This window comes from Ureibacillus sp. FSL K6-8385 (assembly GCF_038593155.1).
Lineage (GTDB): Bacteria > Bacillota > Bacilli > Bacillales_A > Planococcaceae > Ureibacillus > Ureibacillus terrenus.
Genome location: NZ_CP151968.1, coordinates 1026824 through 1048058, shown reverse-complemented (window position 1 = coordinate 1048058; position 21235 = coordinate 1026824). Strand labels below are relative to the sequence as shown.

The 21235-nt window shown below is 42.2% G+C and carries 19 protein-coding genes and 1 other RNA gene; 2 read left to right on the top strand and 18 right to left on the bottom strand.

Features of this window, described 5'->3' with window-relative positions:
- Positions 1 to 133: 133 nt before the first annotated feature.
- From NST62_RS05095 to NST62_RS05065, 7 genes are all read right to left on the bottom strand, one after another.
- Complete coding sequence (locus tag NST62_RS05095; RefSeq protein ID WP_141600891.1) at positions 134 to 1276, bottom strand: class I SAM-dependent RNA methyltransferase; 1143 nt, start codon at positions 1274 to 1276, stop codon at positions 134 to 136.
- Positions 1277 to 1509: 233 nt separating this feature from the next.
- An RNA gene (gene rnpB, locus NST62_RS05090) (RNase P RNA component class B) lies at positions 1510 to 1910 on the bottom strand.
- Positions 1911 to 1969: 59 nt separating this feature from the next.
- The gene (gpsB, locus tag NST62_RS05085) at positions 1970 to 2260 is read right to left on the bottom strand and encodes a cell division regulator GpsB (protein ID WP_141600892.1); all 291 of its coding nucleotides are present in this window, start codon (positions 2258 to 2260) and stop codon (positions 1970 to 1972) included.
- A gap of 161 nt (positions 2261 to 2421) precedes the next feature.
- On the bottom strand, positions 2422 to 3684 hold the full coding sequence (locus NST62_RS05080) for a ribonuclease H-like domain-containing protein (protein WP_342463194.1): 1263 nt from the start codon (positions 3682 to 3684) through the stop codon (positions 2422 to 2424).
- Positions 3685 to 3688: 4 nt separating this feature from the next.
- Positions 3689 to 5965 (bottom strand): DEAD/DEAH box helicase, encoded by a 2277-nt coding sequence (locus NST62_RS05075; protein WP_342463279.1) that lies wholly within the window; start codon positions 5963 to 5965, stop codon positions 3689 to 3691.
- Positions 5940 to 6317, bottom strand: coding sequence for a YppE family protein (locus tag NST62_RS05070; RefSeq protein ID WP_141600895.1), 378 nt, complete (start codon positions 6315 to 6317; stop codon positions 5940 to 5942). The genes NST62_RS05075 and NST62_RS05070 overlap by 26 nt, the downstream gene beginning before the upstream one ends.
- A 38-nt stretch (positions 6318 to 6355) precedes the next feature.
- Positions 6356 to 6553: an endonuclease gene (locus NST62_RS05065; RefSeq protein ID WP_141600896.1), complete on the bottom strand. Its 198-nt coding sequence runs from the start codon at positions 6551 to 6553 to the stop codon at positions 6356 to 6358.
- Between the two features lie 161 nt (positions 6554 to 6714).
- On the opposite strand from NST62_RS05065, the gene recU reads away from it, so the two are divergent.
- Together recU and NST62_RS05055 are read left to right on the top strand one after the other, a co-directional pair.
- Entirely contained in the window at positions 6715 to 7332 is a 618-nt protein-coding gene (gene recU / locus NST62_RS05060; protein WP_141600897.1) for a Holliday junction resolvase RecU, read from the top strand.
- Positions 7333 to 7359: 27 nt separating this feature from the next.
- On the top strand, positions 7360 to 9969 hold the full coding sequence (locus NST62_RS05055) for a penicillin-binding protein 1A (RefSeq protein ID WP_141600898.1): 2610 nt from the start codon (positions 7360 to 7362) through the stop codon (positions 9967 to 9969).
- A 128-nt stretch (positions 9970 to 10097) separates the two neighbouring features.
- Here NST62_RS05055 and NST62_RS05050 read toward each other — a convergent pair whose 3' ends face one another.
- From NST62_RS05050 to NST62_RS05000, 11 genes are all read right to left on the bottom strand, one after another.
- The gene (locus tag NST62_RS05050; RefSeq protein ID WP_342463193.1) at positions 10098 to 10451 is read right to left on the bottom strand and encodes a YpoC family protein; all 354 of its coding nucleotides are present in this window, start codon (positions 10449 to 10451) and stop codon (positions 10098 to 10100) included.
- Complete coding sequence (gene nth / locus NST62_RS05045; RefSeq protein WP_141600900.1) at positions 10448 to 11107, bottom strand: endonuclease III; 660 nt, start codon at positions 11105 to 11107, stop codon at positions 10448 to 10450. Before nth ends, NST62_RS05050 begins: the two co-directional genes overlap by 4 nt.
- Before the next feature lie 10 nt (positions 11108 to 11117).
- Complete coding sequence (locus NST62_RS05040) at positions 11118 to 11837, bottom strand: DnaD domain-containing protein (RefSeq protein ID WP_342463192.1); 720 nt, start codon at positions 11835 to 11837, stop codon at positions 11118 to 11120.
- A gap of 65 nt (positions 11838 to 11902) precedes the next feature.
- The gene (locus NST62_RS05035; protein WP_342463191.1) at positions 11903 to 13096 is read right to left on the bottom strand and encodes a pyridoxal phosphate-dependent aminotransferase; all 1194 of its coding nucleotides are present in this window, start codon (positions 13094 to 13096) and stop codon (positions 11903 to 11905) included.
- A 15-nt stretch (positions 13097 to 13111) separates the two neighbouring features.
- Positions 13112 to 13591 (bottom strand): DUF5590 domain-containing protein, encoded by a 480-nt coding sequence (locus NST62_RS05030; protein WP_141600903.1) that lies wholly within the window; start codon positions 13589 to 13591, stop codon positions 13112 to 13114.
- Positions 13592 to 13647: 56 nt separating this feature from the next.
- The gene (gene dinG, locus NST62_RS05025; protein WP_141600904.1) at positions 13648 to 16404 is read right to left on the bottom strand and encodes an ATP-dependent DNA helicase DinG; all 2757 of its coding nucleotides are present in this window, start codon (positions 16402 to 16404) and stop codon (positions 13648 to 13650) included.
- 318 nt (positions 16405 to 16722) lie between these two features.
- Complete coding sequence (panD, locus tag NST62_RS05020) at positions 16723 to 17106, bottom strand: aspartate 1-decarboxylase (RefSeq protein WP_141600905.1); 384 nt, start codon at positions 17104 to 17106, stop codon at positions 16723 to 16725.
- A 12-nt stretch (positions 17107 to 17118) separates the two neighbouring features.
- Entirely contained in the window at positions 17119 to 17964 is an 846-nt protein-coding gene (gene panC / locus NST62_RS05015; protein ID WP_141600906.1) for a pantoate--beta-alanine ligase, read from the bottom strand.
- 3 nt (positions 17965 to 17967) lie between these two features.
- Complete coding sequence (panB, locus tag NST62_RS05010; protein ID WP_141600907.1) at positions 17968 to 18801, bottom strand: 3-methyl-2-oxobutanoate hydroxymethyltransferase; 834 nt, start codon at positions 18799 to 18801, stop codon at positions 17968 to 17970.
- A 282-nt stretch (positions 18802 to 19083) separates the two neighbouring features.
- The gene (locus NST62_RS05005; protein WP_141600908.1) at positions 19084 to 20070 is read right to left on the bottom strand and encodes a biotin--[acetyl-CoA-carboxylase] ligase; all 987 of its coding nucleotides are present in this window, start codon (positions 20068 to 20070) and stop codon (positions 19084 to 19086) included.
- The gene (locus NST62_RS05000) at positions 20048 to 21232 is read right to left on the bottom strand and encodes a CCA tRNA nucleotidyltransferase (RefSeq protein WP_141600909.1); all 1185 of its coding nucleotides are present in this window, start codon (positions 21230 to 21232) and stop codon (positions 20048 to 20050) included. The genes NST62_RS05005 and NST62_RS05000 overlap by 23 nt, the downstream gene beginning before the upstream one ends.
- Between the last annotated feature and the right edge of the window lie 3 nt (positions 21233 to 21235).

The window sequence follows — 21235 nt, the reverse complement described above, 5'->3', positions numbered from 1 at the left end:
ACATTAAGAAAGTGTCTCGAAATCATTCAAGACACTTCATGTTCTAAACCTTGTCCTAAACGATGTATTGCAATAATTTAATTATAAAAAACCCGACATAAAATAACAATATTCGAGGTTTATAGAACAACAATCAATAATTTTTTTTGTTTGATTTTTGTCCCCAGAATTGATAAAAATCTGTGCGGATGAACCCGTTATATAATTTGCGTTTTTTTGTTGCCTTCTTCCCGTATAATTGTTCAAAGTTGGACATGGAAGACAGCATGTAGACGGACCATGTAGGATAATTTTTCATAATTTTCCCCAGTTCCCGAATGACTCTCTCAATTTCTTCCCTTTCCCCGATCCGTTCACCATATGGGGGATTGGAGATGATCACGCCATCCGTTAAATCCGTAGTGAAATCTGTCGCTTGCATTTGCTTAAAGGTGATCAAATCACCGAAACCTGCTTCCAATGCATTCTCCTTTGCAATTTTTATCATTCTATGATCAATATCTGTTCCCAAAATATCAAGCGGCTGGTCGTAATTCGCCAAGTCTTCCGCTTCTATGCGGGCATCGTCCCATATTTTTTTATCCATCCAATCCCATTGTTCGGAAATGAAATCTCTATTATATCCCGGGGCAATGTTCTGGCCAATCATTGCCGCTTCAATCGGAATCGTGCCCGAGCCGCAAAACAGGTCCACAAAAGGACGGTGGGGCGACCATTTGGAGATTTTTACCAATGCAGCTGCCAACGTCTCTTTTAAAGGAGCTTCCCCTTGTCCAACCCGATAGCCGCGTTTGTGAAGTCCTGCACCGCTTGTATCAATGGTAAGTGTTGCCATATCTTTCAAAATTGATACTTCAATTTTATAGGTTGCTCCCGATTCATCTAAAAACCCTAGCCTTTTATAAGCCTGTTTTAACCTTTCTACAACCGCTTTTTTTACAATCGCCTGGCAATCCGGAACACTGTATAATTTGGATTTAACCGACTTGCCGCTGACAGGAAAATTTGCATCTACAGGCAAGTATTGTTCCCACTCTACAGCTTTTGTGTTTTCAAACAATTCTTCGAATGTGGTCGCCGGGAATTGGGCGACGACAATCTTTACCCGATCGGCAACTCTCAGCCACAGATTTGTTCTGGCAATCGCTCTTTCATCACCTTCAAAAAAAATTTTTCCGTTTTCCGTGCGAGTTTCATATCCTAATGCTTTTACCTCTTCCGCAACGACAGACTCTAATCCCATTGCCGAAGTAGCCACTAATTGAAAATTTGTCATGAACATCCATCCTTGATTATTACATATTTCCAAACAATTAATTATACCATGAATCTGTTTGACAAGAAATATTTTCCTTCCAGCATATATTCCTGCTTTTTCAAAATTTCATTTTCCTTATACGATACTTCCATTTATACAAAAAGAAAACCCTCCTTCACAGGAGAGTCTGTACGGCCAAGTTTATGTATAAACATTTTATTTTAAAGTTGCCCACTATGCACCATAGTGATTTCTGTAAGCCATGTTCTGTCCCTGCGTACTCAAGCGGCTTTCGCCTCGTACTGTCAGGTAGTAATCATCTATCTACGGGAAGAAGAATTCTCCCCGTCCCTCCCTCCGTTCATTTCCTTCGGGAGGGCTCCCCTACCATAATTTGGGTTTCTCACTCGTGGGGTTTACCGCGTTCCACCTTCACCGTTTCCAGTGAAGCTACGTCACTGTGGCACTTTTCAGGAAGTGTCGACCATATCGCATAGCGCGACTTAGGTCTTCCTTCCGCCGTCAAAGCTGTGGGAAGCTTTGCCTTACCTTATGGTTTCGGTAAGCACGAACACTACGGTCATCTCAGAGCCGTGTGAGCATGGACTTTCCTCTACAAACGTCTGAACGTTTGCAGCGATTACTCGAAACCACTATGGTGCATCTATCATTATACTAGACAAATTTCTTAAAAACAACTTGTGCATATTATCAATCGTACAATTTATTGCCAAAAACATGCTTTTCCAGATTGGATAATCTCTTCAAAATATCGAAATTCGTGCTGCCCGCATATTGTGGCGTCTGTTGTTTTTTCAGCGTTTCTATTTCTTTTTTCAAACGCTCATTTTCTTCCTGCAATTCTTTGATCATTTTGTTGAAGTTGTCGTAATCTTCCATAATTATATCTAAAAATTGATCCACTTCATCAATATTGTAACCCTTCATTTGCCGTTTGAATTCTTTCTCCAAAATCATTTTGGAATTTAATTTGATTTCCATCCACATCGCCCTTCCATCGATACATACGCATTTTATATTATACCACATATAAACTTATAAAAGGACAGGAAAGCACTGCAAAAATGCGATTTTTACAAATTTCGACACCATTCCTGGATATGGTTTTGTCGCCATTTGCGCTTCACCGGGAAATATTAGTCTTAGGGCGCTTCGGAATATTTCCGAAGCTTTCCTTTTAATCGCTGCAATCGTTTATCCCAATGCTCCAATTGTCTTTTCTTTTGCTCCTCATTCAAAAAATCAGCTTTCCGGATGATTTCTATACCTTCGATTGTATACTGCAATGCTTTTGAATACTCTTTCATTCGATGTTCAAACATCATGGCCAGCTGTTCCAATGCATTTAATTTTTTTCTCCCCTCAATTGTATGAAGGGCCTTTTGAAAAGATTCGGCCGATTCCTTGAACTGTTTGTTCCGCTTTTGTTGAAATGCCAAATAGTAGTAGGCCAGCCCCGCTTCTTCTTCATCAAATTGTTTCGTTACAGCCGATAAAACCTGCTCGCTCTGTTTATGCTCCTTTAAATCGTTGTACCATTTGCCGATATTTGTATAAGTGACAGCCCCATCCTGCAACACGCGGTCAAGCAGAAGGCTTGTGGAATGAATATATAGGGTTAACAGGGATAGGATATCCCACTCATTATGCTGCAGAACTTTCACCAATCCGGAGGCGTTCCCGCTTTTTACCGCATCCGAATAAATGACCGGCGCAAGAAAACCGGGAATATCATGATCCCGTTTAATCCCCAATTTTTCTTCTTCCACTTTAATTAATTTTAATCTTTCTAATTGATTTTTCCATATTCTTTTTGAACTATGAAATAGATCGATTTGTCTAGGCGATTGCAATTTAGGCAGATAGTTTTTATTGAAAGTCCATCTGGTCTCGAGCTGCGGCCAATCAAAACTTTTTCCATTATAAGTGACCACTGTTTTCCCCGGTTGCCACAACTTTGATTCAAATAAAAACGCCGCCTCGTTTGCCGGATCGGCCAATACGTATTGATTCAGCACAAATTCTTCTTCATCCGCTTCAAGAAATCCGAGGAGGAAAATGTGAGTTCCGGCACCCTTCAGTCCGGTCGTTTCCGTATCAAAAAACAGTACATTTTCTTCCTGATTGATGGAAAAAGGATGTTCGATTTCCGCCTTCTCCCACTTTTCCACCGCATGAAAAAATTGCTTCAATTCATATTTTCCATGCCGATAGTCCGACGGATAGCGTACTTGTCTTTTACATACGACGCCGAAATCATTTTCCACAATGGAAAGCCCAGCTTTTTTCCATTCATCAATATAAGCTGGCCTTTCCGGTTTTTTGTATACGGTTTTTTCAGGTTGTTCCGTTTTCTTTTTTTCGAGCATTTTTTTCAGCTGCAAAATTTTCGTTTCGTAGCCCATGCAATCACATCACTTCATTTAATAAAATGTTTAATATTTTCGATACTTTTTCTTTCCCGTCCGTTAAATGATCTTGAGCCCCGATACAGGAAGGACAACCTTGCTCGCATGGACAAGATTGTACATGCTGGATCGTCAATTCTAAAATCGGTACAAGGAGATCATAAACTTTTTCGCTTAATCCGATTCCTCCGGGATAGCTGTCGTAAATAAACAATGTCGGTCTTCCGTTGTGGACGGCCTTCACTTGGGGAACGACCGTCACATCTTTCCGGTCGCACTGAATAAAGACCGGAATGAAAGATCCGATGGCATAGGCGGCACCTGTCAATGCATCCGTTAGCATTTCTTCCGACCAATTTTCAGGGAGGCTGAAAGAAATCCACGTTGCATTTGTATGCATCTCCATCGGAGGAATATGGACTTTTCCCGATCCGATATTGTCGAGAGTCGTCATATGGATCTTTTTGAAAATTGTAGGAACAGCCACCAGGCTTACATCTCCGTAACTGACCGTCACGTCTTCGTATGACGCTGCTTTATCTTCACTTAATACTTTCAGCTCAACCGCTAAATTGGCATCCGTGTAATAATTGACATCCACTTCCCGCACATAGGCTTTTTTCTCTTCCCAATCAAGTTTTTCCACTTGGTATTGGACCCCTTGGTGCAGGTAGATTGCCTCTTCATGCAAAAGGGTCATGGCGGAGTAAGTATCCATTTCTCCAATGACTTTCGTACCTCCCGGAACCGTTTGGTCAATGATGACCACATTCTCTTCGGCAGCGGAACGCAAATTCACGTCTTTTGCCGGGAAACGGTCGCTCATCCAGTAGTAATGGGCATTCGTTTTTACTAAAACGCCTTCCTCCTGCAAATATTCCAGCAATTCCTGCACCTCAAATTCGCCATACGTATCATCCGTTGAAAAAGGCAATTCAAAAGATGCACATTTTAAATGGCTCATTAAAATAAGGATATTTTCCGGATTGATCAACGCTTCTTCCGGGGAATTCCCCAATAAATAATCGGGATGGTTGACGATATATTGATCAAGGGCAGAAGAATTGGCCACATAAATAATCAAAGCGGAATCTTGTCTTCTTCCCGCCCGCCCCGCCTGCTGCCAGGCGCTGGCAATGTTTCCTGGGTATCCGGTCATAATGCAGGCTTGCAGCTGGCCAATATCCACCCCTAATTCAAGGGCATTTGTGCTGACGACAATTTGAATGGACCCATCCCTTAACCCTTTCTCAATTCTTCGACGTTCTGACGGCAGATAGCCTCCCCGGTAGCCTTGAATGGACCCGTCATTGATTTTATTTTTTGTCAATTCTTTTAAATAGGTAACAAGCCGTTCCACAGTAACTCTGGATTTGGCAAACACGATGGTCTGGATGCCCGCTTTGTAAAGCCGCGCAGCCAAGTTTGTGGCCTCCAGCACAGCACTTCTCCGGACGCCAAAAGTCTTATGGACAATTGGAGGATTATAAAAAATGAAGGTTTTTTTTCCTGCAGGCGCCCCCGATTTCTCGATCAGCACATGTTTTGTGTTCGTCAATTTTTCCGCCAGCTCTTTTGGATTTTTGATGGTTGCGGAAGTGCATATAAAAATTGGTTGGCTGCCGTAAAATTCGCAAATGCGGACCAGGCGGCGCAGCACATGGGCAACATGGCTTCCAAATACTCCCTTATAAGTATGCAGTTCATCGATGACGATAAACTTTAAATTTTCAAAAAGGGATACCCATTTCGTATGATGCGGCAAAATGCCCGAATGCAGCATATCCGGATTCGTCATCACAATGTGTCCTGCTTTCCGCACCTTTTGGCGAATATTCGGCGCTGTATCTCCATCATATGTATAGCAATAAATTTCCTCATTCATCGAATCAATCAAGTCGTTCAAATCGGCCTTTTGGTCCTGCGCCAACGCTTTGGTCGGAAATAGATAAATCGCTCTTGTGGAAGAATCCTCCAAAATTTTTTGCAGCACCGGCAAATGATAACATAAAGATTTCCCGGAGGCCGTCGGAGTGATGGCCGTAAAGGATTTGCTGGCAAGGGCCAAATCAAAGGCCTGGCGTTGGTGGGAATACAGTTTTTCAATGCCCCGCTCTAACAGCGCTTTTTTCAAAGAAGGATGAAGGCAATCGGGAAAATCCTCATATTCCCCCTCCCGACCCTCAATCGTGGCAATATGGACAATATTTTGTTTTAATTCCTCATCCTGCTGCCATTCGTTGATCAATTCATCAATCGTCCTGATTTTCTTCACGATGGTCCTCCTCCAAATATCTTAGCAATGTAGAAAGAATGAAACGGACGGAATGGACGGATTGGAAAAATCTTTTCTTGCCCGTTTCTTTATAAAAGGATTCAACCACAAACTTGTCCATCGTTTCGGCGGCACTTTGAATTTGTTGTTTCCGCAAATATTTGGGCCGGTGTTCCTCTATCCATTGAATGGCTGATGCTTCCCACGATTCAAGCAATTCATGGATGTGATCGGCATACGGCTTTACTTCCTCAAAAAAATTAGGTGTGGCGTCAAGTTTTCTCATTTTCAAGAAACGATTCCTTGACGCATCACACTCTTCAAGCAGCCGTTTTGTCAACTCCAACAGTTCCATAGAATACAGACCTTTCTAAATATCCAGTTTATCAAAATCTATTCTAATTCACTATTAAAAGGGGAACAAGTATTCTTTACATGAATATTCTTTTCTGCTAAGCTTACTTTCTGATGAGCGGAAACAATCTGGCCAAAAAAGTAGTCACTGATCATGGCCCGCTCGTTTTCAAACCTGGCAGTCATCAATTCGTCCAAACAATCTAATTGGGATATAAGAAATTGAAATCTGTTCATTCGGTTACCTCCTTTTCTTTGTTAATTCCATAAACGGAGGAAAATACCTTTCGCCAGGCAAAACTAGACATCGTTAGCTAAAAGAACAATTTTTTCGATAAATTTTTATGTTAAACTTATTACTAGATTTGGATATCATTTTTTTTAGAGGGTGATTTGCGGTGCTGAAATATCCAAACGGAAAACCTTATAATCCGAAAAATATAACTTCCAAGAATACGATGAATAAAAAAAGTAAAGATTTCTCCTTTGGAAATCGCGGGAAAACCCTTGAAGATGAAATCAATGAGACAAATGCATACTATTTAAGCAGGCAGATTGCCATCATTCATAAGAAACCTGTTCCAATCCAAATCGTCAAAGTAGAGTACCCGAAAAGAAGTGCGGCAGTCATTCGGGAAGCGTATTTCCGCACTCCATCAACAACGGATTATAATGGTGTTTGGAACGGTTACTATATCGATTTCGAGGCAAAGGAAACCGAAAGTACAACATCTTTTCCGTTAAAAAACGTCCATGAACATCAAATCACCCATATGAAAAATGTCGTCAATCAGCAAGGAATTGCATTTACGATTGTAAGATTTTCGAAACTTAATCGGTATTTTTTGCTTCCTTTTTCAGTTTTATACGAAGCGTGGAGCAATATGAAAAAAGGGGGAAGAAAATCGATCCCTCTGGGAACCTTTGAAAGCAAAAGCTACGAAATTATACCGGGATATAATCCTAGAATTGATTATATAAGCGCTATTAAAAAATTAATTTCCGGCGAAAACTGATAGTTTTAATAAAGCGAGGAGATCACATTGAGCGAAAAACGACGTTCTCGAACAGAGTTGAGAAAAATACGGGAATCCCAACAAAAGAAACAGAAAAAACCGATGAAAAAATGGTTGAAATGGGGGCTTATCACCATCCTGGCTCTTTTTCTGGCAGGTGTGGTTTCCGGAGCGGGGCTGTTCGTTTATTATGCAAGTTCTGCTCCTGAACTGAATGAAGATTTATTGAAAGATCCGATTTCTGCTGAATTTTACGACATGAATGGGGAACTGTTTGCCACTTTCGGTGCTGAAAACCGGAAATATGTGGAATATGAAGATATACCGCAACAAATGATCGACGCCATCCTTGCAACGGAAGACGCAAGATTTTTTGATCATTTCGGCATCGACGTCTTCCGCCTTGTGAAAGCCGTCATCGCTAACGTTACAGGCGGCTTCGGGGCCCAAGGGGCAAGTACGATTACCCAACAAGTAGTAAAAAATTCTTTTCTGAGCAATGAGAAAACATTAAAACGGAAAGCACAAGAAGCCTGGTTAGCTTTACAGTTGGAACGTTTGTACAGCAAAGAAGAAATTTTTGAAATGTATTTCAATAAAGTGTTGATATCCGGCAATGTCTACGGTTTTGCTACTGGAGCCGAGTATTTCTTCGGAAAAGACCTGGATGAATTGGAGTTGGATGAAATTGCCCTTTTGGCGGGAATGCCGCAAAGTCCAAACAATTATAATCCGTTTAAAAATCCGGAGCAGGCTCAAAAACGCCGCGACATCGTATTAAATCTGATGGTTCAGCACGGAAAAATCACTGAAGCCGAAGCGGAAGAAGCGAAAAAAATCGATGTAACTTCACGGCTTCTTCCGGAAGAACAGAGAAAACAACTGGCCGGCACAAAATACGATGCCTTTTTGGATGTTGTATTGAATGAAATCGAAGAAAGAGATCCAAGTTTGTTATCCGAGGGGATAAAAGTATATACGACACTGGATCCAAAAGCGCAAACTGTCGTTGAAAACGCCTTGAATAACGCCAATAACTTCCCTACCCAAACGATTCAATCCGGTATCGCGGTCGTTGACACAAAAACAGGCGCTTTAAGAGCCGTCGGCGGAGGCCGGAATTACGGAAGCCAAAGAGCATATAACTTTGCCGATGACTCGAAAAGACCTCCTGGTTCAACGATGAAACCGCTGATCGCCTATGGTCCGGCAATTGAATATTTCAAATGGTCCACCGGAAAAACGATTGTGGATGAACCGCATACGTACTCCGATGGAAAAAGTCTAGGAAACTGGGACGGAAAATATTTTGGCCCGATTACCGTACGCGAAGCCCTTTATGCTTCCCGCAATATTCCGGCTGTCAAAACATTGCAAGAAGTCGGATTGGATCGGGCGCGCGAATTTGTATCAAAATTAGGCATTAAAAATAAAGAAATTTATGAATCGGACGCTATTGGCGGCGGTGCGATCGAATTATCTCCGATTCAGCTTGCCAGTGCATATGCGGCATTCGGAAACAACGGTGTCTATAACAAACCGCACACTATTAAAGAGATTGTTTTCCGGGACGGTTCCAAAATTACAAACAAACCGGAACCGGTTGTAGCCATGAACGACTATACAGCCTACATGATTACCGACATGCTCAGGGATGTCGTTGGTTCCAAACCAAACGCAACGGGTACGGCCGCCAGGGTGCCAGGACTGGATGTCGCAGGTAAAACGGGTACCACAAACTATAGCGCCGAAGAATTTCGGCGATATAATTTGCCAAATACGGCCGTGCCGGATTCCTGGTTTGTCGGTTATACGACGAATTATTCCATTGCCATTTGGAGCGGTTACGAAAAACGGAAAGATCCGATTACAACCTGGGATGAACGGCGTCTGCCGCAAGTGCTGTTCAGTAAAATCATGGGGCAAATTTCCCAAGGCAAAGAAACGAAACGGTTCGTAAAACCAAATTCCGTTGTGGAAGCGACGATTGAAGTCGGCACTGAACCGTTGAAATTGGCAAGCAAAAATACTCCTGCTGACAAACGGAGAACAGAGTTGTTTGTGCGGGGAACAGAACCGAAAGAAGTGTCCGATAAATATAAAGAGCTTGAAGCGCCATTTAATTTGAAGGCGGTCAATACAGCCCCTGGCATGGTGGATTTGACATGGGATTTCAACGTACCGGAAGAATATAAAGATTCGGACGTCCAATTCGAAGTGTCCATGAAATCCGATGGCGGCCAGGCAAAGGTTGTCACTACAACCGCCAACAAACAAGCGACGATTACCGGTATTGAAGATGGAAAAACGTATACATTCACCGTGGTTGCAATAGTGGGAGAAACCCGCAGTAAACCTGCTTCTGTCTCCATTACGATCGGCGGTGAAATTGAGGAACCGGATGTCCAAAAGCCGGATGAAACCGAAGAACCAACTCCGCCGAATAACAATAGCGGAAATCAAGGAAATCAAAACGGCCAAAATAATGGAAACAATAACGGAAATAATAATGGAAATAATAATGGAAACAATAACGGAAATAACCAAAATCCGGGTACAGGCAATGAAAACTCCGATAATAACGGCTCAAACCCACCTACCGAACCGGCTCCGCCTACCACTTCAGAAAGTTCATAAAGAAAAGGCAAGTGGAAATGTTCCACTTGCCTTTTCTTTTTGCATTTTTCTTATTACCTTTATTAAATAGCATTCTGCAAAATCAAAAAGCTTCCAATCCGAAATGGGCCGAACAACAATATATATTTTTATTTTTGTACCCTTAACCTCGCGAACCGTTTTTTCGCTTCTTTAAACAGTTCATCCAACTGTACGAAGCAAGCGTATTGGCCGGGTCTTGCTTTAATGAATAGAAGCCGGTCCATCCCGTTCAGCGGCATTCCTTCATATTTCTCATTTACCATCAGTTCTTTCTCTTCCGTATCAGCAGTTTTTACCATCAGCTCTTCAAATAGTGCGATTCCCTGCTCCATTAAAGCTTTCGCTTTTTTGCCATTGCGCTCGTCATGTGCTGCATGGATCTCTTTTGATAAACAGTCCCATTTTTCAAAATAAGGCTCTATTTTTTCCTTCTGAATGGCCTCTTTCCGTACCCGAATCATTGTTTGACCAATCCTTTTTTCAGCCGCTTTTGCCCTTCCCTGCACAATTCCAGAAGCGGACATTGATGGCATTGCGGATTTTGCGCCTTGCAGTGATATCTGCCAAAAAAGATCAATTGATGATGGGTTTTTGACCATCTTTCCTTCGGTGTTTTTTTCATCAGCGTTTCTTCCACTTCGAGCACGCTGTCTTTCCATCGGCATAAGCCAAGTCGTTTTGTCACTCTTTCCACATGGGTATCGACCGCAAGAGCCGGAATTCCGAATGCCACGGACATGACGACATTCGCCGTTTTCCTTCCCACTCCAGGAAGCGAAGTCAATTCTTCCCTCGTTTGAGGAACTTCTCCATTAAAATCAGTTATGAGCTTTTCGCACAATTTCTGTATGTTTTTGGCTTTATTGCGGTAAAGCCCAATCGATCGGATATCTTGCTGCAATTCTTCCAAAGGCACCGCCAAATAGTCTTCAGGGGTTTTATATTTTTGAAACAAATCTTTTGTCACTTTGTTTACGAGTTGATCGGTGCATTGGGCAGACAGAAGCGTCGCAATTAATAACTCAAAAGGATTGCTATGTACAAGCTCACAGTGGGCATCCGGGAACATTTGGTCTATGACTTCCAAACAATGTTCCCATTGCTTTTTTGTCAACATTTGATCTCCCCTACTCTCTTTCTTCTAACCAATTATAAAATGGCACTTTTTTGCGTGTCTCCGTCGCATTTTGCTTCGAAAGAGCGGAAGGGTTATGATGTTTGGCGAATTGTTCCCGCTGTTTTTCCACTTGCTGGATTGTCCGGATATTTTTCTTTTTCCATTCAAACAAAATACGGTCGATGTAGCGGAACGATAACTTTCCGGCCAAAACCGCTTCCTTTAATGCTTCCCGTATGATTTTTGGAGAATGATGGTCCTGGTCAAGCCAAGAAGAAATGGTTTCGATTTCAATCGGGGAAAGCAATCGTCCAAATTCTTGTTCAAAAAGGGTGAAGATTTCCCCTTCTTCATTTTTTCTTTGTTGTTCTTCCTGATCCATCGATCGCTTGCCGATGAAATCCAGCATTCTCTCCCATAATGGAAACATCGAATATTTTTCGAAGATTTTGCCGTTCGCATCTATACCTTGCGTAATTTCAATAACCCCCTTTTGCAGAAGCCGCTGCAGCTTCTCAGTGATTTCCCTTTCCGTTAAATGCATTCTTTCGGCCAAAGCGCCGGGAGTCGGAAAATCGATATTTTCCGAATGAAAAGCCATCAGGTGCAATAAAAGCATGGCTTCATCATCGGCAATTCCCAGTTGTTTATAGTGCCGAAAAAAAAGTTCAGGAATGTTCACAAGCTTTTGTTCGATCCACATGCGGAGCCGGCTATGCTGATCCTTCATCTCCTTGACTCCTTTCATTAGAAAGTAAGCGCCCGCAATGACGGACGCTGACAAATGAAGCACTATTAATTTTTCCAGTGATCTTTAACAAATTTTTCGATGCGGCGCACCGCTTCTTCCAATAAATCCAAAGATGTGGCGTAACTGATGCGGATGGTTGACGGGGCGCCAAAACCGGAACCCGGAATCACCGCTACATTGGCTTCTGTCAATAAAGCACCGGCAAATTCATCGACAGTTGCAAACCCGGTTTTTGCCGCAGCCTCTCCTACATCAGGCAATAAATAAAAGGCGCCTTGAGGTTTTACCACTTTAAAGCCGGGAATTGTACTCAATTTTGGATAAATCGTTTCCAGGCGGGATTCAAAAGCTTTTCTCATTTCTTCCACTGAATCCTGCGGCCCGTTATAAGCCTCAATCGCCGCATATTGGGAAGCGGTTGTCGGATTGGACGTAGAATGGGAAGCCAAATCTGTCATGGCTTTAATGATATCTGCATCACCCGCTGCATATCCGATTCTCCAGCCGGTCATCGAATGGGATTTTGAAACACCGTTAATCACGATGGTTTTCGATTTTACTTCTTCTGAAATTTGGGCAATGGAGAAATGCTCGGCCCCATTGTATACGAGCTTTTCGTAAATTTCATCCGATACGATCAGGATGTTGTGCTCCAACGCAACTTTCGCAATTTCTTCCAATTCTTCGCGGTGGTAAATCATTCCCGTCGGATTGCTAGGGGAATTGATAATCACCGCTTTCGTTTTATCCGTAATCGCATTTCTCAACTGTTCCGCAGTCATTTTATAGTTTTGTTCACTTGTTGTTTCTACAAATACCGGAACACCGCCGGCCAATTTTACTTGTTCAGGATAGGATACCCAATACGGTGTCGGGATAATGACTTCATCCCCGTCATTTAAAATGACTTGGAACAATGTGTAAAGAACATGTTTTGCACCTACGCCGACAATGACTTCATTTTGCTTATATTCCAATTGGTTGTCGCGTTTAAATTTTTCAATAATCGCATCTTTTAAAGCCGGAAGCCCTCCGGAAGGGGTATATTTTGTATATCCTTTTTGCATTGAGTCGATTGCGGCATTAATGATGTTTTGCGGAGTGTTAAAATCGGGTTCGCCGGCTCCAAGTCCTATCACATCAATGCCCTGCGCTTTCATTTCTTTTGCTTTTGCAGTAATGGCCAAAGTTGAAGAAGGTTTTAAAGTTTTTACACGATTGGATAAAAATTCTTTCATTTATGATCTACTCCTCTATAAATTCAAAATGCGTTTCCACCATTGTCCATCTTCAAATAAAACATAGACATAGTTGAGTTTGTCAGAGTGATTAATATAAGCAATCTCCCAAACGGCGCCCGGTTCCTCGTAGCCCAATTTCGTATGAAGCACTTCTTTAACATCTTTCTGATCCAATTCAGCTAAAGCCTCTTTTTCCGAAATGCCGTCTTCCAAACGTACGTATTGGATTGCTTTCTCATCCAGCGTAATCGGCACAAAGACGGCCAATTTATCCCCCTTTTCGTCTACCCCGAAAACGGTGACATACGGCTTATTGCCATTATAGACATAAGCTTCGGAGGCTTTTTGAATGATGTTGGATGATATGGCCAATTCCGTTGCCTCTTTTTCGATGGATTTGAATGGGCTTGAGGCTTTCCAGAGGACTAAAACAGATATTCCAATTGTTAATATTAACACAAAACTTGTAATAAAAATAATCCAATTTTTCATTTGAACACCTTGTTCTTTATAATTTTTTCGTTGTTTATCTGCTTCTCTTCCTCACCTTAGTTATTATACCAGTGTTGCAAATCTTTCACCATATCCAGCAAAGGAAGTTTTTCTATTTTGATGTCCGGAAGCGCTTGAATGAATTCTTTGCCGTATGATTTCGTTTCAATTCGCCGATCCAGCACAATCAGGGCTCCGTGATCCTTTGATGAACGGATGAGCCGTCCGAATCCTTGTTTGAAACGCAAAACGGCTTCCGGCAAAGATAAATCCGTAAAGGCATTTTTTCCCTTCTCTTTTAACTTATCCGCTTTTGCCTTGAAAATCGGTTCATCCGGGGAAGAAAAAGGAAGCCTTACGATGATCACCGTATTCAGATCCTCCCCGGGCACATCAACGCCTTCCCAAAAGCTGTTCGTACCAAACAACACGGAACGTTGAAACTTTTTGAAAGCTTTTAATAGCTTCATTCTGCTGCCGCTTGTAACCCCTTGTGCAAACAACAGATAATCATTTAATAAATCGGCTTCTTCGATCAGCTCGGCCGTTCTCTTTAACATATCTTGGGAATTAAATAAAACAAAACAACGGCCTCCGGTAGATTGAACAATGAGGGAAACAGCCCCCGCCACCGCTTCAATGTATTCCGCCTGTGGCACTGCTTGAATATCCGGCATATCCGTAGCGATATAAACTTTTGCGCCCGAATAATAATTTTGTGGCGCTTCCAGCTTCAAAACAGGGACATGATTTCCAATCCCCAATTGTTTTGCGACAAAGCGTTCGTTGCCCGGGATGGTAAGTGTACCGGAAGTCCAGATGATTCCCGCTTTTTGCCTGAATAATTGAAACAATCGATCAATGGCTTCCGTAATTTCCAGAGGTTTTTTGTAAATGCGGATGCTTCCCGGGATGTGCCGCCTGTCCAATTCAATCCAAATGCTATAATGATCATTTGCTTCAAAAAAGATGGAGTCCCATTCAGCCAGCTTGACCTTCCATTCCCGAATCCAATAATCCCAACGTTCCAATAACATTTTATTTTCCGCCGATAACTCTTTTGCCTCAAGAAAACGGTCGGATAATTCTTCCGCCAAATCAATCCAATTTTGAAGGGCGCTTGATACTTCTTTCATTGCGTTCCGGTCCAAAGACAAATCTTTTAAAAATGCCGTTTGTTTATAATCCAATTGAGGACGTTTTTGAACTTGTATGGCAACAATGAGCGTTTGCATCGCCCTGTCGAAACAATCCAAAAAGGTCAAATAACATTTTTCCAATCTGCCAAATTGACGTTTTGAGATTCTTTCGCTTTTCAATGCTGCTTTTTGAATGGATTTGAATAAACCATTATCAGAAGTGATTCCCATTTGTCCCAATTGATATTTCCATCGGGCGTATGAGAACACTACTTGATTGCGGTTGATGGCGGCCTGTACAAACTGATGGGCTTCATCTATAATCCATCCCTCGATGGAATGAAAAACCGGCTCAAGCCGCTCCAAATCCGATAACAACATGGCATGATTCGTTACAATAATATCTGCCTTCTTGCTCTTCTCAATCGCTCTTTCATAAAAATCAAAAGGATTGTTGTTGCGGCGTTTTTTACGGATTTTATCAATGAAAAGCTGTCCGCCCCCGGAAAGATTTAATTCGCTTAAATCCCCTGTATCCGTCTTTGAAAGCCAGACAAGTATTTGCAGGATCGTCAATGTTTCATCATACGTATGTTCTTCTTGTTTCAATAGCTGTTCAAATAATTCGATATCGATATAATTTTGCATGCCCTTTAACAAGGCGACCCGGATTTTCGTTCCCAAAACCTGTTCGATTTTCGGAATTTCCTTATATAATATCTGTTCAAGCAGAAAAGAAGTGTACGTACTAATGCAGATTTTCTTTCCCTGCTGTTTGGCATAAATGAAGGAAGGCAGCAAATACCCTAACGTTTTTCCAACCCCTGTGGATGCTTCAATCATGATTTCACTTTTCCTCTGCAATGTTTCCCAAATGGCATCCATCATTTGAAATTGGCAGGGCCGTTTTTCAAAATTGGGAAATTGTTTTGACAGAAGCTCCATTTTTTCTTCATCGGTGTTTGGGAAAGACCGGATTGGTCCATGCTGAAGGGAAATCGGCAAATCCTTTTTGAACGCAAATTGATGATAAACAATAAAACTTTCTTCTCCGAGATTTTTTCTCTTGATTTGCAATGCCTGAAAAAATAAATGGGAAATATTTGATTTTAATTTAAATGAGTATTTATGCAGCTGTTCAATGGTCTGAACCGGCAAAGCCAGGATTTCTTTCCAGCATTTTTTTAATAATAAGGCCGTCGCCATCGCATCATCATCCGCGCGATGGGCATGTACCAGCGGAATATTTAAATCGCTTGCAAGATCTGCCAATTTATAACCGATGGCCATTGGAAAAAGAATTTTTGAAAGCTCCACCGTATCAATTTTCTTTCCTCTCCATTCCGGCAATCCTGCCCTTTCAAATTCCGCCTGCAGAAAAGATAGATCAAAATCCACATTATGGGCAACAAAAATGGCGTCCTGCAAGATGCTATATATTTGTTCCGAATAATGTTCAAATGGCAAGGCGTCTTGAATATCCTGATCTGAAATATTGGTTAAATCCTGTATAAAAACCGGAATGGATCTTCCCGGATGTACAAAGGTGGTGAAGGTATCTTCCACTTCCCAATTTTTCATGGTGACCATTGAAATTTGAATGATCCGGTCCCCTTCTTTTGGGGAATGGCCGGTTGTTTCCAGATCGACAATGACATATTTTTGATGTTCCATTTCTTTCTCAACTCACTATATCAATAGTTATAAGCTACAAGCGAATTTTAACATAGATTGGGAGACTGGTCATGTGTTTCATTTACACTCTCCTTTTGCTATCAAACATTGAAATCTTTTCTTTGTCTTCAAACAAATTTGGAACAGATCTTTTCGCCGACCGTAAAAAATGAATGATTTCCGGAATACTGATTCTGCCGCTTCTCCTATATGCTTGATGCCGGAAGATTTGCCGAGTCTTCTGCCATAAAAAAAGCAAATTGGAATTCTAAACATGTCCAATTTGCCCTTTGTTGAATATTCAGCTTGTCAAATATATTAAAGCACTGTTGCTTCCGGTTCGTAGTGGATGATTTCTTTGATTGTATTTCCTTCGCCCATTATCGCGACAGTCGGCTTATGTTCGGCAAGTTTTTCCTGCTCCACATAAGCGTAGGAAATGATAATGACAATATCCCCTTCCTGTACAAGACGGGCAGCCGCGCCATTGACGCAAATCACTCCGCTGCCGCGCTCGCCGGGAATGATGTATGTTTCGAAGCGGGCACCGTTATTGTTATTTACCACTTGCACTTTTTCGTTTGGAAGCATGCCGACCGCATCCAGTATATCCGAATCGATTGTAATGGATCCGACATAATTTAAATTCGCTTCCGTTACTTGGGCTCTATGGATTTTCGCGTTCATCATTTCTCTGTACATTTTCATTTCCCCCTATTTTGAAAAGATGATGTTATCAATCAGACGAGTTTTACCGATGTAAACCGCAGCCGCAAGCAAAAATTGGTCCGTTTTTTCGTCAATGGGTTTCAAATCAGGATAGGACAACAATTCCACATAATCAATCCGGCCGCTCGCAGTATTTGATAAAATATAATCTTTTGCCTTCTGAACCGCTTTCTCTGCGTCCTTCGAATTTAAAAATTCTTCTTTTGCCAGTTTCAACGCCTGGTAAATCGCCGGCGCTTCTTTTCGTTCCTGTTCGGATAAATAAACGTTCCTCGAAGATTTTGCAAGGCCGTCCTCTTCCCGGACGATTGGCACAGTCCGGATTTCCAACGGGAAATTATAATCGCGCACAAGGGTCGTTACAATGGCCACCTGCTGTGCATCCTTCTGGCCAAAATACGCTCTTGTCGGTTCTGCAATATGGAAAAGTTTTGTCACCACCTGCAAAACCCCGTCAAAATGACCCGGTCTTGATGCACCGCAGAGAATCGTCGCTTGGCGGCCAGCATGGATCCGAATGCCTCCATCTGTCGGATACATTTCTTCGACAGACGGCGCAAACACAACATCCACTCCTACTGATTCCGCAATTTTTTTGTCCCGTTCCAAATCTCTTGGATAAGATTCATAGTCTTCATTCGGTCCAAATTGTGTCGGATTGACAAAGATGCTCATGATGACAAAGTCGTTTTCCTCTCTTGCCGCTTTTGCCAAAGCCATATGCCCCTCATGAAGATATCCCATCGTCGGAACGAGCCCGATCGTCTTCCCTTCCGATTTCACCTTTCTTACAATATCTTTTAGTTCGGCGATTGTTTTCACGACTTCCATCCGTTACTTGCCTCCATAAATCGAGAATAATTCTTCTTCTTTCATATTGAAACAATGTTCTGGAGCAGGGAATGAACCTTCTTTCACCGCTTTTTTATAACCTTCTATTCCCTTCTGAATTTGTGCCCCGACATTTGCAAATTCTTTTGCAAATTTAGGAATGTGATGGTTTCCGTATCTCAACAAATCATGAAATACAAGTACTTGTCCATCCGCTTCAGGCCCCGCACCAATGCCGATGGTCGGAATCTCCAATTTTTGGGAAACGATTTCGGTCAATTGATGCGGAATGCATTCCAAAACGACCGCCATGGCTCCCGCTTCCTGGCATCGTAAAGCATCTTCAATAAGCTGGTTCGCCTGTTCCGCCGTCTTTCCTTGCACTTTATATCCCCCGAGTACTCCGACCGATTGAGGCGTCAATCCTAAATGGGCAACTACCGGAATGCCTGCGTGGACCAATTTTTTTATTACATATAAAACTTCGCCGGCACCTTCCACTTTCAACGCATCCGCTCCTGATTCCTGAATCATCCGGACACCCGTTTTCAACGCTTCATTGGGGTCTCCGTGGTACGAACCAAAAGGCATATCCACGACGACAAACGTATCTTTTGCGCCACGGCGGACCGCTTTGGCATGGTGAATCATATCGTCCACTGTAACCTGCACCGTCGAATCATAACCCAACACGACCATACCTAAAGAATCGCCAACGAGAATCATATCGACTCCCGCTGCTTCCGCATATTTTGCAGCGGGGTAGTCGTATGCGGTAATCATGACGATTTTTTCTCCGGCCGCTTTCATTTTTAGAAAATCGCTTGTCGTTTTCATGATTTTTCCTCCTTCGAAATTTCGGAGGAAGAAAACAAAAATATCCTTCTTCCAAAAATGGACAGAAGGATAGTGTATGTTCGGATGTTTCGAACCTGTTTTCTTCCGTCCCTGTCTTTACCGATCAAGGCAGATTCCCGATTGATTAAGCTGCTTTCGGTACAGTTCACAAGGATACTGTCCAAGAAATATAAGCAACTTCATTAAAAAGATACAGAAAATTGACAAGTTTGTAAAGCGCTTTATATATGGGAAAGACAGGAAGTATGTCCAAAACATCCATTAATTTTGAATTTCAATGTCGGCAGAATATACTTTCTTTATCTGGCCGTCATCCAACAGGATTTCGAGAACCCCTTCATCCGTAATTCCAATGGCTTCTCCTTCAACCGTTTCCCGGATCGTTGTCGCTTTTATGCGTTTACCGATGGTGCATGAATGTTCCACCCATAATCGCTTAATGGCCGCAAATCCATTTGCGACGTATTCATCAGTATAATGCTCCAAATATTTTAAAATCTCGGCCACCAGCTGGGCACGGTCCACTTTTTGCTTCTCTTCTATTGCAATGGATGTGGCTATTGATTGAATGTCTTCCGGAAAATCATCCAATTCATGATTTGCATTGATTCCGATTCCGATGAGCAGACCATCGACCCGGTCCATTTCCGCAAGCATTTCCGTCAAAATGCCCGCACATTTTTTTCCGTTAATTAAAATGTCATTCGGCCATTTAATTTCCGGAATAAAGTTTTTATATAAAGTTTTCATGGCCGACACCAGACTGACAGCCGCAACCAGCGTCAACTGGGGAGCCTGGTGGGGAAGAATATTTGGACGAATAATTACCGTCATCCAAATCCCCTTCCCCTTTGCCGAATACCATGGCCTTTGCATTCTTCCTTTACCGCCTGTTTGTTCTTCGGCGATCACGATCGTGCCATCTTTCGCCCCATCTCTTGCCAGCTGTTGCGCTATCGATTGGGTTGAATCCACTTCTTCAAAATAATGGATGGTATGGCCAAACCGTTTCGTATTTAAATAGGATGAAATTCTCGCAGCATCTACCCGGTCAGGAACGGAAACCAACCGGTAACCTTTTTTCTTGATTGTAATGAATTCATACCCCTCATCTTGAAGGGTTTGCAAATGTTTCCAAATTGCAGTCCGGGAAATGCCTAATTCATCTGCGAGCTGTTGACCTGAAATGGGTTCCCCTCTTGCTAAAAGAAAGCGTTGTATAATTTTATCTTTCATTGACAAACTCATTGTAGAACCATTCCTTTAACTGTTCTTCATCATTTTTTACCTGTCCTGTCAACACTGCATGTAATGCCTTGTTCAATGCCTCTTTCACCCAAGGTCCTCCTCTTTTTCCGGACCATTGAATGAGCAGGTTCCCGTTTAATGCAAAATCATCCATCGATTGAATAGGGAGATGTTCTTTAACTTTTCCAATATGTTCTTTGGAAAAAGGAACCTTTTTCCCCAGCCAGTGGGCAAAATCATAAGCTGTTTCCAATGTGTTTAAATCGTTTGAAAAATAATCATATTCATCCCATCGTTCCAAAAGACGGTCATAGGCGTGAATGACTTTTTTCGCAAAGCTTTTCTCTTTATTTGAATAGCGGTAGAACTCGAACAGGTCTTCCATATCAGAACGGTTGAGCAGGCAAAGATACGCCCACCCCACTTCCGGTTTCTTTGTACGGAAATGTCTCCAAGATTCCAGATGTTTTGCGAAATTGCCGGGGAGGTATGAGGCCAGATTGCTTTCAACAAGGGCTTCTATTCCAAGAAAAACATAATCCGCCACCCATATTTTCGATAGCTCCATGCGTATCCGTTCCCGGGCGATAAATTCAATCAGATCGCTATCTTCCTGGATGGCTTTCATCGTTTTTTCTTCAATTGTAAATCCTAATTGTGCTGCAAAACGAACGGCCCTGAGCATTCTTAATGCATCTTCCCGGAATCTTGCATTGGGGTCTCCCACTGCACGAATAATGCCATTTTTTAAATCTTCTTTTCCCCCATATAAATCAACGATGTTTCCATCCTTTGTAAAAGCCATTGCATTAATGGTGAAATCGCGCCGCTCCAGATCTTTCGGCAAATCTCGCACAAAAGTTACTTCATCCGGTCTTCGGTAATCGGTATATGTACCCTCTGTGCGATAAGTTGTCACTTCGATCGGGCTTCCCTCGTCCAGGACAACGACCGTTCCATGCTCGATTCCGACATCAATGGTATGGGAAAAAATTTTTTTTACTTCATTTGGAAGAGCGCTCGTGGCCACATCAACATCATTGATCTTTCTTTGCAGCAAATAATCACGGACCGCTCCTCCGACAATGACCGCCTCATATCCGGCGTTTTCTATTTTCTCAATAACCCGTAATGCTGCTTCCCAATCATTTCTTTGTTTCATATC

Excerpts from the sequence above, each read along its gene's own strand:
- NST62_RS05095 (WP_141600891.1), bottom strand. The coding sequence starts at position 1,276 with ATGACAAATTTTCAATTAGTGGCTACTTCGGCAATGGGATTAGAGTCT.
- gpsB (WP_141600892.1), bottom strand. The coding sequence starts at position 2,260 with ATGGAAATCAAATTAAATTCCAAAATGATTTTGGAGAAAGAATTCAAA.
- NST62_RS05080 (WP_342463194.1), bottom strand. The coding sequence starts at position 3,684 with ATGGGCTACGAAACGAAAATTTTGCAGCTGAAAAAAATGCTCGAAAAA.
- NST62_RS05070 (WP_141600895.1), bottom strand. The coding sequence starts at position 6,317 with ATGGAACTGTTGGAGTTGACAAAACGGCTGCTTGAAGAGTGTGATGCG.
- NST62_RS05065 (WP_141600896.1), bottom strand. The coding sequence starts at position 6,553 with ATGAACAGATTTCAATTTCTTATATCCCAATTAGATTGTTTGGACGAA.
- NST62_RS05050 (WP_342463193.1), bottom strand. The coding sequence starts at position 10,451 with ATGATTCGGGTACGGAAAGAGGCCATTCAGAAGGAAAAAATAGAGCCT.
- nth (WP_141600900.1), bottom strand. The coding sequence starts at position 11,107 with ATGTTGACAAAAAAGCAATGGGAACATTGTTTGGAAGTCATAGACCAA.
- NST62_RS05040 (WP_342463192.1), bottom strand. The coding sequence starts at position 11,837 with ATGAAGGATCAGCATAGCCGGCTCCGCATGTGGATCGAACAAAAGCTT.
- NST62_RS05035 (WP_342463191.1), bottom strand. The coding sequence starts at position 13,096 with ATGAAAGAATTTTTATCCAATCGTGTAAAAACTTTAAAACCTTCTTCA.
- NST62_RS05030 (WP_141600903.1), bottom strand. The coding sequence starts at position 13,591 with ATGAAAAATTGGATTATTTTTATTACAAGTTTTGTGTTAATATTAACA.
- dinG (WP_141600904.1), bottom strand. The coding sequence starts at position 16,404 with ATGGAACATCAAAAATATGTCATTGTCGATCTGGAAACAACCGGCCAT.
- panD (WP_141600905.1), bottom strand. The coding sequence starts at position 17,106 with ATGTACAGAGAAATGATGAACGCGAAAATCCATAGAGCCCAAGTAACG.
- panC (WP_141600906.1), bottom strand. The coding sequence starts at position 17,964 with ATGGAAGTCGTGAAAACAATCGCCGAACTAAAAGATATTGTAAGAAAG.
- panB (WP_141600907.1), bottom strand. The coding sequence starts at position 18,801 with ATGAAAACGACAAGCGATTTTCTAAAAATGAAAGCGGCCGGAGAAAAA.
- NST62_RS05005 (WP_141600908.1), bottom strand. The coding sequence starts at position 20,070 with ATGAGTTTGTCAATGAAAGATAAAATTATACAACGCTTTCTTTTAGCA.
- NST62_RS05000 (WP_141600909.1), bottom strand. The coding sequence starts at position 21,232 with ATGAAACAAAGAAATGATTGGGAAGCAGCATTACGGGTTATTGAGAAA.